Origin of the sequence: Ilumatobacter coccineus YM16-304, assembly GCF_000348785.1 — a bacterium.
In the GTDB taxonomy this organism is placed as follows: Bacteria; Actinomycetota; Acidimicrobiia; order Acidimicrobiales; family Ilumatobacteraceae; genus Ilumatobacter_A; species Ilumatobacter_A coccineus.
In genome coordinates this window covers 1486058-1502272 of sequence record NC_020520.1, presented here as the reverse complement: position 1 = coordinate 1502272, position 16215 = coordinate 1486058, and the positions used below count along the sequence as shown (strand labels likewise).

Sequence of the window (16215 nt, the reverse complement as noted above, 5' to 3'; positions counted from 1 at the left end):
CGGTGAGGGCTCACCGATGAGCCGATTCGCGCCGATCGCAATTGTCGGTCGCGCCTGCGTGCTGCCCGGTGCGCTGTCGCCGACCGCGCTCTGGGATCGTGTGGCCGCCGGCGACGATCTGATCTCACGCGTCCCCGCCGACCGGTGGAAAATGGACCCCGCCGACGTCATGTGCGACGCCACCGGTACCGACAGCACCGACCGGACCTGGTCGGATCGAGGCGGCTACGTCCACGACTTCGACGCGGTCTTCGATCCCACCGGATTCGAGATCCCGGCCGACGAGATCCGCTCGCTCGACCCCGTGTTCCAGTGGACGTTCCACACAGCGCGCGAAGCGCTGCGCGACGCGGGGCACGACGGGCTCGATCCGGCTCGCTTCGGCGCGATCTTCGGCAACCTGTCGTTCCCGTCGGCGGGCATGGCCGACTTCGTCGAAGCCGTGACGCTCCGCGACCTCGGCGTCGCATCGCGCGATGGCGCCATCGACCTCGCCGGTGCCCGGAATCGCTTCACGTCGGGCCTGCCCGCCCTGTTGCTCGAACGAGCCCTCGGATTGGGGCGAGGCGCGTTCGCCCTGGATGCGGCATGTGCGAGCAGCCTGTACGCGATCAAGCTGGCCTGTGACCGCCTCCACCACGGCACCGCTGATCTCATGCTCGCCGGAGCGGTCAACTGCGCCGACGACCTGTTCATCCACGAGGGATTCACGGCGCTCAACGCGTTGAGCCGCACCGGTCGGTCGCGGCCGTTCCATCCCGATGCCGACGGGCTCGTCCCCGCCGAAGGCTGCGGATTCGTCACGCTGCGCCGCCTCGACGACGCCGTCGCCGACGGTGACACGATCCACGGCATCATCCGCGGTGTCGGCTTGTCGAACGACGGGCGAGGCCGCGGGATGTTGGTGCCGTCGAGCGACGGCCAGGTCCGAGCGATGAGCGAAGCGTTCGAGGTGGCCGGCCTCGACCCGACCGATGTGACGCTGCTCGAATGTCACGCCACAGGCACCCCGATCGGTGACGCCACCGAACTCGAGTCGAGCGCACAGGTCTACGGCGAGTGCCGCGACGTGCCGATCGGATCGCTGAAGTCGAACACCGGACACCTCATCACCGCCGCAGGTGTCGCCGGCGTGATCAAGGTGATCGAGGCGATGCGCCACCAGGTTCGGCCACCGACGCTGCACGTCGAGCAGACCATCGACGCGCTCGACCGATCGCCGTTCCGCGTGCTCCGCGACGCCGAGCCCTGGAACCGCGACGACAGCCCCGACGGCGTGTTGCGGGCCGGCGTGTCGGCGTTCGGCTTCGGCGGCAACAACGCGCACCTCGTCATCGAAGAACCCGCGTCGGCGGCGGCGCTCGTCGGACGAGTCGCCGACGAACCCCGGGCTGCGTGCCCGATCGCGATCGTCGGCATCGGCATCACTGCCGCATCGGCCGTCGGACGCGAGGCGTTCACCGACGCGATCATCGATGCCACATCGTGCCTCGACGACGACGGGCTCGGCCGCATGCCCGACATCGAACTGCGCCTCGCCGCACAGAAGTTCCCGCCCAACGACCTGAAGGCTGCGCTCGCGCAGCAGCTCGCGATGCTCCAGGTCGCCGACGAGGCGCTCGACGAGTCGGGGACGCTCCCCCGCGACCGGACCGGGGTGTACGTCGGCATGGGCACCGACCCGCAAGCGGCGCGCTTCGGAATCCGCTGGCGTGTCGCCACGCTGGCTCGGAAGCTCGGTCACGACGCCGACTGGGTCGCCGAGGCGCGCGACGCGATCGGACCCGCGCTCGGCGCTCCCGGCGTGCTCGGCACGATGCCGAACCTCGTGGCCAACCGGCTCAACAGTCAGTTCGACGTCGCCGGCCCCAGCTTCACGGTCAGCGCCGAGGAGCACAGCGGACTCGACGCGCTCGGGCTCGCCGTCCGGTCCCTTCGAGTCGGCGACATCGACGCGGCACTCGTCGGCGCAGTCGACCTCTCCTGCGACCCCGCCCATCGCGCCGCTACCGACCTGATCGACGACGTGTCCCGACCTCCCGGTGACGCTGCCGTGATGCTGGTCGTCAAACGACTCGACGATGCCGAACGCGACGGCAACACGATCCATGCCGTGATCTGCGACGACCAGGTCGACACCACCGGCGACCTGCGCCTCGACGCCCACGTGACCGATCTGTTCGGACACGCGCACGCAGCGTCGGGCCTGGTACACGTCGCTGCCGCTGCCGTGGCGCTTCGACATCGGACCACCGTCGGAGGCGCACCGTTGCTCGCCTCGAACCCGGAATCGGGCAGCGGGCTCCCCGACGGTGCCGGACCGAGAACCGTGTCGGTCGAGACCGCCGCCATCGACGGGATCGTGCCGCGCTCGATCCTGCTGGCCGAGGCGAGCGACCACCGTGCGCCCAGCCGCACCGCACCACCGAAGCTGCACGTGTTCTCCGGAACCGATGCTGCGTCCGTGCTGGCGGCACTCGACAGCGGCCGAGCATCCGATGTGGGCCCCGCTCGACTCGTGATCGTCGCCGACAGCGAGGAGCAGTTCGCCGAGCGTGCCGAGCGTGCCCGCCGGCACATCGCCGACGGCCGTCCCGCCGGCTCGGGGATCAGCTACCGCTCGACTCCGCTCGACGGCGAGATGGCGTTCGTGTTCACCGCCGGCGGAGCGGCCTATCACGGCATGGGCACACAGCTGCTCCGTGCGCTTCCCGAGTTGGCCACGCCGATCTCCACGCACTTCCCGCTCGGCGACGTGTCGCGGTGGGTCCACGACCCCGCCCACGAGCCGCTCCCCGCCGACTACCTGTGGGGCACCGCACTGCTCAGCCAGGCGCACGCTCAGCTGACGCTCGGGCTGCTCGGGCTGCGTCCGACGGCCGCCATCGGCTACTCGTCGGGCGAGACCAACTCGCTGTACGCATTCGGTGTCTGGACCGACATGGACGCCATGCGTCGCGAAATCGTCGACACCGGCATGCTCGACCGCGAGATCGGTGTCGAGTTCGCGGCCGTCGCCCGAGCGTGGGAGGTCGACCACGTCGACTGGGCGGTGTGGAACATCCTCGCGCCGGTCGACGACGTGCGCGCCGCGATCGCCGACGAGCCGCACGTGCACCTGATGCTCATCAACACGGCACGCGACGTCGTGATCAGCGGCGACGCCGGGTTGTGTCGACGACTCGTCGAGGAGTTCGGAACGCAGCGCTGCCGACCGGTCGGCTACAACCTGGCCTGCCACGTTCCGGAGGTGCGCGCCGCGTTCCACGAACCCTGGCTCGCGGTACACACCCGGCAGGTCACGCCTGCCGAGGGCGTCCGGTTCTACTCGAACGGCGTCGGCGGCGCCTACGACGTGAGCACCGAGGCCTGCGCCGAGGCGATCACGGCACAAGCGGAGAACACCGTCGACTTCCCTGCGACCATTCGCGCCGCGTACGACGACGGAGTCCGGGTCTTCGTCGAACACGGCCCGTCGAGCGCCTGCAGCAACTTCATCAACGAGATCCTCGACGGCCACGACGTGCTGGCCGTACATCTCGACCGACGCGACAGCGACATCGAGCAGATCTTCGAAGTGTGTGCCGCCCTCGTCGCCGCCGGCATCGCTGTCGACCACGAGGCGCTCACCGAACGTCTTCGACCCGCCGAGCCGTCGGAGGTCACGCACGACGGCCCGGTGATGTCGTTCCCGGCCCATCCCGAACCGGCCCGCCTCCCGGCGCCACCCGCGCAGCAGCTGCAGCCGATGCCACCGGCGCCCACGCTCCCGTCGGTCTTCGCCACGGTCACACCGCCGCCGACCGCCGAGCCGACCGGTGCGGCAGCGACACTCCTCGCGCAGATCACGGCGATGACCGAACTGCACGATGCGTTCGTGGCCCAGCAAGCGGCGATGCACGAGCGCTTCCTGGCCACCCGCGGCAACTCGCTCGCCCTCCTCACGCACAACGGCCTGAGGATCGCGGTCGACGAGCCGCCCCCACCAGCCGCGCCACCTCCGCCAGCCGTGCCGACGCTGCCCGGACCGAAGTGGGACAAAACCCAGCTGCAGATCCACTCGTCGGGCCGGATCTCCGAGCTGTTCGGACCGATGTTCGAGCCGCAGGACCAGTACGCCATCCAGTGCCGCATGCCGGAACCGCCGCTGCTCCTCGCCGACCGGGTCACCGGCCTCGATGCCGAGCCGGGCGTGCTCGGCACTGGCACCATCTGGACCGAGACCGACGTCGAACGCGATGCCTGGTATCTCAACGGCGGCTACATGCCCGCCGGGTTCATGATCGAATCGGGCCAAGCCGACCTGCTGCTGATCAGCTACATGGGCATCGACTTGCTCAATCAGGGCGAGCGCGCCTACCGACTCCTCGGTTGCACCCTCGTGTACCACGGCGACCTGCCGACGGCCGGCGACACGCTCGAGTACGAGATCCGCATCACCGGGCACGCGAAGCACGGCGACATCCGGCTCTTCTTCTTCGAGTACGACTGCATCGTCGACGGGGCACGACGGCTGACCGTCCGCGACGCGCAGGCCGGGTTCTTCACCGGCCAGGAACTCCGAGACGCCCAGGGCGCGCTCTGGACTCCCGAGTCCGGGGCGTCAGCACTTCGAGCCGATGCTCGCGTCGATCCTCCGGTCATCGACGGCACGAAGCGGTCGTTCGGGCGCGACGAGGTGCGTGCCTTCAGCGAAGGCCGCGTCGTCGACTGCTTCGGACCGGGTTTCGAATGGGCCCACACCCACACCCGCACCCCCACCATCCAGGCCGGCGACCAACTGTTCATCGACGAGGTCACCGAGTTCGATCCGCGAGGCGGGCCGTGGGGGCGTGGGTTCATGCGCTGCGAGACCACCGTGGCCGACGACGCCTGGTTCTTCGATGGACACTTCAAGAACGACCCGTGCATGCCCGGCAACTTCATGGTCGAAGCGTGCATCGAGGCGATGTCGTTCTATCTCGCAGCAACCGGCCACACCGCCCGCGCCGACGGGTGGCGCTTCCAGCCGTTGCCCGAGCAGCCCTTCGAGCTGAAGTGTCGTGGTGAGATCAACCCGCAGACCGAGCAGATGGCGTACGAGCTGTACGTCGAGGAGATCTGGGACGGGCCGCATCCGACGATCATCTGCGACGTGCTCGGTTTCGTCGATGGCAAGCCGGCGTTCCACGCGCATCGGATCGGCGTCGAGCTCGTTCCGGGCTGGCCGCTCACCACGATGCCCGAGGTCGCCGAACGACCTGTCGCCGCGCCCGCCACCGAGGTGGTCGTCGCCACCGACGCCCACGGCTTCCCGTTCGACTGGAAGGCGATGATCTCGTGTGCGTGGGGCAAGCCGTCGGACGCGTTCGGGTCGATGTATGCCGACTTCGACCCGACCAGGCGCTCGCCGCGCCTGCCGGGCGAGCCGTACCACTTCATCAGTCGCGTGACGAGCATCGACGGCGAACTCGACGACTGCAGAGCCGGCATGAAGATCGTCTGCGACTACGACATCCCCGACGACGCCTGGTACTTCGACGAGAACGGTGCGGAAGTCATGCCGTACGCGGTGCTGCTCGAAGCCGCGTTGCAACCGTGTGGCTGGGTGGCGTCGGCCGTCGGGTCGGTCACCGACAGCACCGACGACATGCTGTTCCGCAACCTCGACGGCACCGGCACGCTCGTGAGCGAACTCACCCGCACCTCCGGCACTCTCACCACCCGAGTCGAACTCACCAGCGTGTCACGCGCCGGCGGCATGATCGTCGAAGGATTCGAGGTGGAGTGCTCGCTCGGCGATCGCGTCGTCTACACGATGTCCACGGTGTTCGGGTTCTTCCCGCCTGCAGCGTTCGAAGACCAGGTCGGCCTGCCGATCACCGACGCTCACCGAGCCACGCTCGCGCTGGCCGATGGCAGCGACAGCACCACGACCGATCTGACGTTGCGACCGGAACGGTACTGCTCGGGTTCTGCTCGCCTCGCCGGCGACATGCTGCTGATGCTCGATCGCGCCACGCATCTCCGAGGTGCTGGGGCAGATGGTCTGGGTGTGGTCGTCGGCGAGAAGGACGTCGACGTCTCCGAGTGGTTCTTCAAGGCCCACTTCTTCCAGGATCCGGTGCAGCCCGGCTCGCTCGGCATCGAAGCGCTGCTCCAGCTGCTGCAGTTCTTCATGCTCGACACCGACATGGACGCGGGCCTCACCGACGCCCGTTTCGAGCCGATCCTGCTCGGCGCACCGATGACGTGGACCTACCGCGGCCAGGTCACCCCGAAGAACTCGGCGATCACCACGGTGATGGAGATCACCGAGGTCGGCGTCGACGACCATGGTCCGTTCGTGATCGGCGCCGGATCGCTGTGGTGCGACGGCCTGCGCATCTACGAGGTGTCGAACATGGGCATGCGGCTGGTCACCGACACGCTCGAGATCCCGCTCGCGATCACGGTCGACCGTGAGCGGTACCCGCAGCTCGTCGACCACGCGATCGACGGCACGCCCGTCGTACCGGTGGTGCTGGTGCTCGAATGGTTCACCCGGTTGGCGAACGCACAGGCCAGCGGGCTGCATCTCGCACGGTTGACCGACCTCCGAGTCCTCAGCGGCCTCGTCGTCGACGGGTATGACACCGGCGGCCACCTCGACCTCGGGGCATCGGTCCGAACGTCGACCGAGACCGCCGACGGCCGCACGCTCGCGCTCGAACTCACCGACGCGGCGACCGGCCGAGTCCACTACCGGTGCAACGCCGAACTCACCCCCGAGCCGCCTCGCCATGCCGCGTTCGAGCCGGCGGCGGAGTCCGAGCCCGGTGAGACCTGGACCGGTGAGATCTATGGCGGCGAGATCCTGTTCCACGGTCCGGCCTTCCAGGTCATCGAGAACGTCTCGTCGGTCTCGGCAACCGGCCTCGACGCCGAACTCTCCGGACTCCACGAAGCCGGGTGGCCCGACGAGCCGTGGGCGACCGATCCGGCCCTCCTCGACGGCGCGCTGCAACTCGCCCTGCTCTGGACCGACCGGCAACTCGGTGGCCCTTCGCTCCCCACTGCCATCGGTAGCGTCCGCGTGTTCGATGCCCCCGGCCGGGGTCCGTACGCCGCCACGGTCACCGGACGGCGTGCCACCGCCACCATGGTCGCCTGCGACATCTCGATCCGATCGGCAACCGGCTCACTTGTCGCACTGCTCGAAGGCGTCGAAACGCACAAGCTCCCGCCGACGGCATAGCGAGCTATCGCTCCGAGGCGACCAGACGGAGCCGGTTGCGGGCGGCTTCTTCCATGACTCGGGTCTCTTCCGCGTCGCAACTCGTACCGGCGTCGTCGGGATCGTCGTCAGATGGAAACGTGGGCGGCCGGCATCCGACGGGCAAGATGATGGTGCCGTCTGGTCGTGAGGTGTGCATGAGCCCGCGCCGGTCGCGTCGGGTTCTTCGTTTCGAACGACTCTTCTCCCGATTGTGGAAACCACATCGGAGCCCGGCATTCGCCTGATCGGTCGAGCCGAGCAGCTGCCATTCGACCGAGTGATCGACCTGACACAGCGCGGCCGGAAGGTCGCAGCCAGGGTGTTCGCACCACGGCACCAGCAGCTTCGCCGCCGCCCGGGCCGGCCCGGCGAAGACCCGCCTCGACCGACCGAGATCGACCGGAACACGATCACCGTCGAGCACCATGCGTCGCATGTGACCGGACATCACGGCACGGAGCACATCGGCCGGCTTCAACATGATGCCGGTGTCGGTTTCGCAGCGCCGATCGAGCAGCGTGTCGACATCGCCGAGCAGATCGTCGAGGAACTCGGAGGGTCGAGCGAGGCCGGTGAACGGATCGATCGACTCACCGCTCAGCGAGGTCGATGCACCAAGACCGGAGTGGGCGATGATCCACGCCATGGTCTGCTGATCGACGAGGACCGACACGAGCGGCTCGGCGGGGTTGATCATGCCCTCGTGTGCCGCGCCGGCTCGAGCCATGGCGAGGAGGGCGTCGTGCGTTCGCTGAGCGCGTGAACGAAGCGGCGGGAACACGACGTCGCCGTTGGCGACCGCCTCCTCCATGTCGTGACGGACCTGCTGGTCGTGGCGGAATTCGGCCTCGACGAATCGCTCGACGATGGCAATGAACTCGGCGGCTTCGAGCGGGTCGCCGCCGTTCGCCCGCACGTGCAGGCATCCGGCGACGTCGGTGACGGTCGCACTCCGTTGCTCGACGTCTGGACGGGTGTCGAACGCTCCGTCCTGGTCGGCCAGAGTGGCGAACCTGGCGGCGACGACCTCGAAGTCGGCGAGCGGGAGCGTCTCGGCATGCACCACCAGTTGATCGATGGCCTCGCCGAGTCGTTCGTTGACACGTCGGTTCCGGTGGAGCTTCGACAGCGTGCTCACCTGAATCTCACCGATGCGCCCGTGGATCCACGCATCACCGACCACCGAGTGGGTGTTGACGAGGTGTGCGGCCGAGCGGAACCGGGCAGCCTGTGCCTTCGACCAGTTGCACGTTGCTCGCAGATAGGCGCTCATCGAACGGTGACCATCGACAGCGTTGAGCGTGCGATGTTCGGCGACCGCAATCGTCGCAGCCATCTCCGCGTCGAGGCGACGGCGCTGCGACTCGAGTTCACGAATCTGCGCATCCAAACCCGAATCATCCAGCTCCAAGAGCTCCGCGATCCGGTGGTCGAACATGATTTCATCCTACTCGAACATATGTTCGATCACAAGTTCTACTCTCTGGATTCAATGAGCTTCTCGCCGGGCACTGGAGCGGTTGTCCGGGTTTCTCACGACAGCGGGTTCTAAGCGACCGCTACTGTCGGCGGCCATGAGGACCGGACGCTGCCGACACGCGCCGGGCCGACGGTTGCTGCGCCATGCCGCCCCGCTGGCGGTCGCGCTCCTCGCCGCCTCGTGTGGCGGCAGCGGCGATCCGGCAACACTCGACACCACCACTGAGCCCGAATCGACGACGACCACGGCCGAGTCCACCACCACGACGACAGCCCCACCGGTCGGAACAGTCGACGACGTCGCTCCTGCGACCGTGAAGCTGATCACGGAGGGCTCGCCCCTCGAACCGTTCTCGACCGATGCCGAACTGGTTGGCAAGATCGGCTCGGGTTTCATCGTGCACTCCGACGGTCTCGTCGTCGCCACGCTGCACTCCATGGCGCAGTACGACAACGTCACCGCCTACCTCCTCGACTCCGACGAGCCGATCGATGCCACGGTCGTCGGCGTCTCCGAATGCAACGATCTCGTGCTGCTCGACCTCGCCGGGGACGGGTACTCGGCTCTCGACTGGCGGACTGAGCCGTTCAACCCTGGGCTGAAGGTGTTCGCAGCCGGTTACCCGCTCAACCTCGACACCGACCCGCTCGACGCCGACTACACGCTCACGGCCGGCATCGTGAACACCGCCGGGCGAACGGCCAGCGACGTGTGGGTCGCCGTCGACGGCGTGATCGAGCACGACGCACGGATCCGAGGCGGAAGCTCGGGTGGACCGCTGGTCGACGAGCAGGGTGACGTGGTCGGCGTCAACTTCGCGGGCGACGACGACAACGACATCAACTCAGCGATCGCCGCGTCGGTGGCCGCCGACATCGTCGATCGACTCATGGACGGTGATGTCGAGTCGATCGGCATCGACGGCGAGGCGGCGTCAGACGACACGGTCGGTGGCGTCTGGGTCTCCGGTGTGCGGCCAGGCACGCCGGCCGAGTCGGCGGGCGTGCAGGCAGGCGATCTGATCACGTCGCTCGGCGGCGAGGCCCTGGGCCTCGACCCGACGCTGCAGACCTACTGCGACGTGCTGCGTTCAGCCGGTTCAGCCGACGGACTCGATCTCGAGGTGCTGCGGACCGCCACCGGCGAGGTGCTCACCGGTGCACTCGGCGGCGAAGCGCTCAGCGTCGATCCGACGGCGACAGGCGACGATGCTGCTGGCGGCGAGGCCTACGAGTTCGTCGCCGACGACTCGGAGTCGATCGGGGTCGAGATCCCGGCCAGCTGGGAAGAGCGGGACGGCAGCCCGAATCAACGCCTCGGCCCGAACCTCGCGGTCTCCCCCGACCTCGATGGATTTCTGACGACGTGGGACGTTCCCGGGTTGATCCTCGACCTCGACCCCGACCGCGGCATCGACCACCTCGACACCGCGCTCGACGACCTGCTGAGCGATCAGTGCTCGTCGCTGGGCCGGGTCGACTTCGCTACCGACGACGGCGCATTCATCGGCCGTTCCGAGACGCTCGGCGAGTGCGGTGGCACCACCACCCAACTGCTCAACATCGCGGCGACCCGTCCCGACGGACGGTCGCTGGTCCTGCTCCAGATCCAAGTGGTCGACGACGCCGACTTCGTGATCGCCGAGCGAGCGATCGCCACCTTCGACGCGGCGCTCCCCGACTGACTGCGAATGGCTTCAGCCCGACAGCCAGCGGATCACCTGTTCCGGCGGGCGTCGTCCGACAGGAATCGCAGGGACGCCGGGTGGCGGGTCGCCGGGCCAGCCGATCGCGACCGCTGTTCGAGTACTCACGGTGTCGGGCGCGCCGACGATCCGTTGCACGGCTTGTTCGGCCGTCGCCGGAAAGAAGGTGACCGGGCAAGAACCGAGCCCCCGGTCAGCGCACGACCGCAGCAGTGTCTGCACGAGTCGTCCACCGTCGAGTTCGGTGTCGGCGCCGCCGCGGTGATGATCGAGGCCTACCACGACCACGACGGGAGCGTTGGCGAGATGCGCCCCATACGGAGCGTGGGAGGCGAGCGCCGAGCGCATGTCCGGTGCCGTGACGACGAAGAGTTGCCACGGTTGGCGATTGCGAGCAGACCCACACCACCGAGCCTCGTCGAGGAGCTCCGCCACCAAACTCCTCGACGGCGATTCAGCCGAGAACGTTCGTGTCGCTTGGAGACGAAGATCCGACATGCTCCGGATTCTTGCAGCTCGACCGGGTGATATTGCCGAGCACGATCTGCGGCGGTCTCCTACGGTGCGCACATGACCTCACGAACTCGTCCCGCCCTCGCGCTCGTCGCCCTCCTCGCATCGACCGGCTCGATCGCCGCCTGTGCGGGAAGCGACGACGCCGGATCCGACGACTCGATCGGCGCCGAGGCCCCTGCCGCCGAGCCTGCCGAGGAGCCTGCCGAGGAGAGCGGCGGTGCCGAGCAGGAAGCCGACGAGGTCCGCGACATCATCACCAACATTCGTGAGAGCTTCGACAACGTCGTCGAGGCCACCTCCGATGATGGCGTGCTCGTCGCAGCTGGGCTCAGCTGCCCCGAAGGCGGCGACCCGTTCATGCTCATCGGAGCACGCGGCCTGACCGGCGATGCCGACTACGTCGCCGAGGTCGTACCCCCACTGAGCTACGAACTCCGCTCGGTCGCGCAACCCGACGGCACCTTCAGGATGCAGTCGGACGCCGACCCGGCCGTCAGCGCCTACACGATCACGTTGCCCACCATCGGCAGCGGCGTCACCCTCGAAGTCCCGGGCTGCGCGAGCTGACGCTTCGCCACGACGCCGTTGGCACGGCGAAAACTGCAAGACAGTGTCGTGCGGACCCTCTGGACTGATGTCGGGGGAATCCGCTCCCTCGCACTGAGAGGATCATCATGTTCAACAAGTTCGTTCTCGCAACCGCACTCGTCGGCTCCGTGCTCGCCACCGGGGCGAGCGCTTCGGCAGCCGAGTTCTCATCGACCCCGCCCACATCACCGCCGGAGCGGGTCACCCCGATCGGCGACTTCTCCGGCAAAGAAGCTCCCGGCTACTCCGCCTACACACTCGTCTGTTCTGGTCGAGTGGTGTGCGAGAGCCTCCAACGATTCTGCGCCAAGGAAGGTGGCAACTACTACGACGTCTCCGATCGCAATGGTGGCGTCGGAGTGTGCATCAACAACTGATCGTCAGGCGTGGAGGGCTGAGTCGTCGACCCAGGTGCCGTGGAAACCGAAGGGCACACGCTGCGGGAGATGGATTCGAGCGACCGGCTCGCTGCCGGGAGCTGACGCATCGAGGATGACGAGATCGGAGGAGTCATCGGACGCGTTGTACACGAACCCGATCGCCCAGCCCTCGTCTTCGGCGGCAGCGTCATCGTCTTGCACGAAGACGAACTCACTCGGGAACGCGTCGGGTCCGAGGTCGTAGTTGGCTTGGGTCCCGGTGACGACATCCCACCTCACGACGACTCCGGGTTCACGAAGCGTCGTTTCGCTGCCGTCGCGGTGGCTCACACCCCAGCCGTACCGATGCTTCAGGCCGACGACTCGGTCATCGACACGCGAGAAGGCGTGCGTCAACTCGTCGAGCCGCTGTTCGTTGACGGCACCCGTCGTCAGGTCGAACGTCCAACGGTGCAGGTGTGCCGGAGGGGTGTAGACCTCCGGTTGCATCGACATCGACGCGTGGCGACCCACATCGCAGACGACCACATCGTCCTCCACGTAGGCGTTGAGCGGGTGGAACACGTAGCACGGGTCGATCTCGAACCAACGGATGTCGGCGTTGGTGCCCATGCGCGGCATGATGCCGATGCGCGCGCCGTAGGTGTCGTCCCAGCCGATCGGCGACTCCATGTTCGTGAGATCGAACACGATCGGCAGATCCATGAAGATGGCGTGGTCGCGCGTGATCATGAAGTCGTGCATCATCGTGCCCTTCGGCACCTCGATCTCGGTGGAATGCACGAGCGCTCCGTTGGCATCGAGCACGTGATAGGTCAGGAAGGGCGGCAGCGGGGAGTAGCCGAAGAAGTGCAGCTCGCCGGTCTCGGGACACAGTTTGGGGTGGGCGGTGAACGCCGTGGTGAGCTTGCCGCCGAAGTCGTCGCTGCCGATCGTGTCGAGTTCGGGGCTCAACTCGTACGGAAGGTGCAGTTCTTCGAGCGCCCAGATCCGTCCGGCATGCGCCTGCACGCTCGTGTTCGCCGAACTCGCTGTCGGGTCGAGCATCACCTCCGGATCGCTCGCATCCAACCCCCGCTGGAGCTTGGTGGTCTGCACGTACCGGTTGCGATACCAGACGGCCTTGCCGGCCTCGATACGCACGCCGTGCACCATGCCGTCGCCGGCGAACCAGTGGCTCGACATCCCCGAGGGCGGGTTGGACCCGGTGCGCAGGTAACGCCCCGACAACGATGGCGGGATCGAACCCGTGACTCGCAGGTCGAGGTCGGTGACCTCGTCGAAGACGGGCCCGAAGTTCCCGTCGACGTACCACGGAACATGCCCCTGCTCCGGACGGGCGTCGATGTCGGTGTCTGTCATTTCCACATCCTGACAGAACGCCATCCGAGCGGGCGGCCCGGAAGGAGCGGACCGGCCGGGCCCGAAAACCAGCAGAGCCACTCTTCCAGCGGAAGAGTGGCTCTGATTGCTTGGCATCCCGTACGGGATTCGAACCCGTGCTGCCACCTTGAGAGGGTGGAGTCCTAGGCCTCTAGACGAACGGGACCTGCTGCGGGGAACGACGATATCGCCCGGTCGACACGTTCGCACGCGCCGAATCCGACGTTGCTACTGCAGCAGCGGTCGGTAACATTGAGCGTCGCACCGGTCACCGGTTCGTGAGAGCGAACCAGCGTCCACAGCACCTTGGGGTGTGGTGTAATTGGCAACACGACAGTTTCTGGTTCTGTTATTAGGGGTTCGATTCCCTTCACCCCAACCATCGAACGGCCGACCTCCGGGTCGGCCGTTTGGGTTTTCAGTCGACGAGATCGGCGAGCCGTTCGAAGCCGATGATCCGGCCGATCGCCACGCCCGCCGCTTCCTCGAGATGCCGTCCGACCGCATCGCTGCCTCCCACCACCGAGGTGTCGGTCGACGACACCCGTGCGGTCAGTCCCAGCTCCTCGGCGGTCTCTCGGCTGCGCAGTGCGTGGTACGGGTCGGTCACGATCAACACTTCGTCGAGGCCTCGCTCGGCCAGCATCGCTGCGGTCGCCTCCAGTGACTCGAAGGAGTTCGAACCCTCGTCTTCACGCAGGATCGACGCGTCGGGCACGCCCCGTTCGATCAGGTACGCCGCAGACGCGGACGCTTCGGTGAACCGGTCGCCGGGAATGTTGCCCCCGGTCACCACGACGAGCGGGGCGAGCCCCTCGGGCCACAGCTCGACCACGTGATCGAGTCGCGCCGCCAACTGCGGCGACGGACGACCGTCGTACTGCGCGGCCCCCATGACCACGATGGCGTCGACCGGTTGCTGCTGATCGGCGCGGCCCACCGACCACACCTGGTACAGCGAGATCAGGTAGTAGACGACCGACAGAGCGAACAGGGCGAAGCCCGCCTGCAGCACCCGCAGCCACACACGCCGTCGCACCACGGCGAGCGAACCCGACGGCGTGTGATCGTAGGAACCATCGCCACGATGCGCATCGGCGTCGAGCACCTCGTGGGGAATCCCGGGTGGGTGCGACGGCGTCGGATCGACGGTCGACACCTCGCCGATCGTGCGATGCGACTCGACCTCGTCGTGGAGCTCGGCCGAACCGCGATCACCGGGTCGGCGCTGCGCTCCCGATTCCGACGGCGATGACATGGCTCATCATTCTGCTTCGGGTGGAGCGACCGCGCGTGTCACCGCGCCCCGCATTCTCCGAATCGTCTCCGACTTGCCCAGGACCTCGAGCGCTTCGAACAACGGCGGCCCGACCGAGCGCCCGGTCGTGGCGACACGAACCGGAGCCTGCGCCTTGCCAAGCTTGATCTCGTAGCGCTCCATGATCGACTCGATCGTCGACTTGAGCGCGTCGGTGGTCCAGTCCGACTCGTCGAGCGCGTCGTACGCCTCGGTCACGTCGCTCAAGAGCGCCGCCGCCCACTCGGGTTTCATCGCCTTGGCCCACGAGTCGGCGTCGAGTTCGGGATCGACGCCGTCGCCCAGGAACAAGAAGTCGACGACGCCAGGAGCGTCGCCGAGACGTTCGAGGCGCTCCATGATGTGCGGCGCGATCTGGCGGAATCGAGCCCGGTCCCAGTCGGCGGGCAGGTCGGCGTCGACCGCCTCGCAGAACGCGTCGACGCCCATGTTCTTGATGTAGTTCTTGTTGAACGAGATCAGCTTCTTCACGTCGAAGAACGCCGGCGACAGCGTCACGTCGTCGAGCCGGAACGCCGCCTCCATCTCGCTCCACGGGAAGATCTCGGACCCGGCCTCCTCCGAGCCCGGCATCGTCCAACCGAGCGTCATCAGGTAGTTGACCATCGCATCGGCCAGGATGCCTTCGTCTCGGTACTGCTCGAGGGCGACCTTGTCACGCCGCTTCGACAGCTTCTTGCGCTGTTCGTTGACCAGCACCGGGATGTGCGCCCACACCGGCGGGTCGACGCCGAGGGCATTCCACAGCATCTGCTGTTTGGGCGTGTTCGGAAGGTGCTCCTCGCCGCGCACGACGTTGGTGATCTTCATCTCGATGTCGTCGACGACGTTGGCGAGCAGGAACATCGGCGACCCGTTGCCGCGCAGCAGCACGAAGTCCTCGATCGTCGAGTTGTCGAAGGTGACCTGTCCGCGGACGGCGTCGTCGACGACGGTCGACCCCTCGGGAACCCTGAATCGCAGCACGCGCCCGGGTGCGGGCTCGAGGCCGCGATCACGCGAGTAGCCGTCGTAGCCGGTGATGCCGAGCTCCTTCGCCCGGTCTTGGACCTCCTGGCCGGTGAGGTCGCAGTAGTAGGCGGCCCCCGACTCGTACAGGCGCTGCGCGGCCGCGACGTGCAACTCGGCGTTGGCGCTCTGGAAGTGAGGGCCTTCGAAGTGTGGATCGTCGGCCGAGATGCCGAGCCAGGCGAGCGCGTCGATGATGCCCTGGGTCCACTCCGGGTTGTTCCGCGCTTCGTCGGTGTCTTCGATCCGGAGGACGAACGTGCCGCCGCTCTGGCGGGCCAGCGCCCAGTTGTGCAGTGCCGAGCGGGCACCGCCGACGTGGAACATGCCGGTGGGTGACGGGGCGAATCGGAAGCGCGGGCCAGTAGTCATCGTGCTCAGACGCTATCCGTCGGCCCGGCTCGACGGCCGCGGAGCGCAGCGGACTTCCTCAAGAACCCTTCAACCTTTTCCCTGTGGGTCAAGCGCCTCCGAATCGGGACCGATGCGGTGTGAGTACCGATTATGGCCATCGTCTTCCGCACTCTGATCGTTGGCTTCTCGACAGCCTGCGCCACCCTCACCTCCGTCTCGACCACTGTGGCGAGCGTCACGCCACCC

At 67.4% G+C, this 16215-nt stretch carries 10 protein-coding genes and 2 tRNA genes; 6 read left to right on the top strand and 6 right to left on the bottom strand.

Features of this window, described 5'->3' with window-relative positions; all coding sequences use genetic code 11:
• Positions 1-16: 16 nt before the first annotated feature.
• The gene (locus YM304_RS06725; protein WP_015440902.1) at positions 17-7216 is read left to right on the top strand and encodes a type I polyketide synthase; all 7200 of its coding nucleotides are present in this window, start codon (positions 17-19) and stop codon (positions 7214-7216) included.
• Between the two features lie 4 nt (positions 7217-7220).
• Here the strand turns inward: YM304_RS06725 and YM304_RS06720 are convergent, their stop codons facing one another.
• On the bottom strand, positions 7221-8573 hold the full coding sequence (locus tag YM304_RS06720) for an HNH endonuclease signature motif containing protein (protein WP_231897652.1): 1353 nt from the start codon (positions 8571-8573) through the stop codon (positions 7221-7223).
• Between YM304_RS06720 and YM304_RS25555 the strand changes: the two genes are divergently transcribed.
• Positions 8517-8789, top strand: coding sequence for a hypothetical protein (locus YM304_RS25555; RefSeq protein ID WP_231897665.1), 273 nt, complete (start codon positions 8517-8519; stop codon positions 8787-8789). The two genes, YM304_RS06720 and YM304_RS25555, sit on opposite strands and share 57 nt — an antisense overlap.
• Positions 8790-8811: 22 nt before the next feature.
• A complete protein-coding gene (locus YM304_RS06715) occupies positions 8812-10401 on the top strand; it encodes a trypsin-like peptidase domain-containing protein (protein WP_083908245.1) in 1590 nt (529 codons plus the stop codon).
• A gap of 12 nt (positions 10402-10413) precedes the next feature.
• Here the strand turns inward: YM304_RS06715 and YM304_RS06710 are convergent, their stop codons facing one another.
• Entirely contained in the window at positions 10414-10920 is a 507-nt protein-coding gene (locus tag YM304_RS06710) for a nitroreductase family protein (RefSeq protein ID WP_015440899.1), read from the bottom strand.
• 72 nt (positions 10921-10992) lie between these two features.
• Between YM304_RS06710 and YM304_RS06705 the strand changes: the two genes are divergently transcribed.
• Both YM304_RS06705 and YM304_RS06700 read left to right on the top strand, forming a co-directional pair.
• A complete protein-coding gene (locus tag YM304_RS06705) occupies positions 10993-11505 on the top strand; it encodes a hypothetical protein (RefSeq protein ID WP_015440898.1) in 513 nt (170 codons plus the stop codon).
• Between the two features lie 107 nt (positions 11506-11612).
• Entirely contained in the window at positions 11613-11903 is a 291-nt protein-coding gene (locus YM304_RS06700) for a hypothetical protein (protein WP_015440897.1), read from the top strand.
• Positions 11904-11906: 3 nt separating this feature from the next.
• Here YM304_RS06700 and YM304_RS06695 read toward each other — a convergent pair whose 3' ends face one another.
• Both YM304_RS06695 and YM304_RS06690 read right to left on the bottom strand, forming a co-directional pair.
• Positions 11907-13268 (bottom strand): carotenoid oxygenase family protein, encoded by a 1362-nt coding sequence (locus YM304_RS06695; RefSeq protein ID WP_015440896.1) that lies wholly within the window; start codon positions 13266-13268, stop codon positions 11907-11909.
• A gap of 111 nt (positions 13269-13379) precedes the next feature.
• A tRNA-Glu gene (locus YM304_RS06690) sits at positions 13380-13455 on the bottom strand.
• A gap of 141 nt (positions 13456-13596) precedes the next feature.
• Between YM304_RS06690 and YM304_RS06685 the strand changes: the two genes are divergently transcribed.
• A tRNA-Gln gene (locus YM304_RS06685) sits at positions 13597-13671 on the top strand.
• 36 nt (positions 13672-13707) lie between these two features.
• On the opposite strand, the gene YM304_RS22145 is transcribed toward YM304_RS06685, so the two are convergent.
• Both YM304_RS22145 and gltX read right to left on the bottom strand, forming a co-directional pair.
• The gene (locus tag YM304_RS22145; RefSeq protein WP_015440895.1) at positions 13708-14547 is read right to left on the bottom strand and encodes a YdcF family protein; all 840 of its coding nucleotides are present in this window, start codon (positions 14545-14547) and stop codon (positions 13708-13710) included.
• A 6-nt stretch (positions 14548-14553) separates the two neighbouring features.
• Entirely contained in the window at positions 14554-15987 is a 1434-nt protein-coding gene (gltX, locus tag YM304_RS06675; protein ID WP_015440894.1) for a glutamate--tRNA ligase, read from the bottom strand.
• Positions 15988-16215 lie beyond the last annotated feature (228 nt).

What these genes read in the sequence shown, in the direction of transcription:
- YM304_RS06720 (WP_231897652.1), bottom strand. Translation starts at nt 8,573, where the DNA reads ATGGCTGCGACGATTGCGGTCGCCGAACATCGCACGCTCAACGCTGTC.
- YM304_RS06715 (WP_083908245.1), top strand. Translation starts at nt 8,812, where the DNA reads ATGAGGACCGGACGCTGCCGACACGCGCCGGGCCGACGGTTGCTGCGC.
- YM304_RS06700 (WP_015440897.1), top strand. Translation starts at nt 11,613, where the DNA reads ATGTTCAACAAGTTCGTTCTCGCAACCGCACTCGTCGGCTCCGTGCTC.
- gltX (WP_015440894.1), bottom strand. Translation starts at nt 15,987, where the DNA reads ATGACTACTGGCCCGCGCTTCCGATTCGCCCCGTCACCCACCGGCATG.
- YM304_RS06705 (WP_015440898.1), top strand. Translation starts at nt 10,993, where the DNA reads ATGACCTCACGAACTCGTCCCGCCCTCGCGCTCGTCGCCCTCCTCGCA.
- YM304_RS06710 (WP_015440899.1), bottom strand. Translation starts at nt 10,920, where the DNA reads ATGTCGGATCTTCGTCTCCAAGCGACACGAACGTTCTCGGCTGAATCG.
- YM304_RS06695 (WP_015440896.1), bottom strand. Translation starts at nt 13,268, where the DNA reads ATGACAGACACCGACATCGACGCCCGTCCGGAGCAGGGGCATGTTCCG.
- YM304_RS22145 (WP_015440895.1), bottom strand. Translation starts at nt 14,547, where the DNA reads ATGTCATCGCCGTCGGAATCGGGAGCGCAGCGCCGACCCGGTGATCGC.
- YM304_RS06725 (WP_015440902.1), top strand. Translation starts at nt 17, where the DNA reads ATGAGCCGATTCGCGCCGATCGCAATTGTCGGTCGCGCCTGCGTGCTG.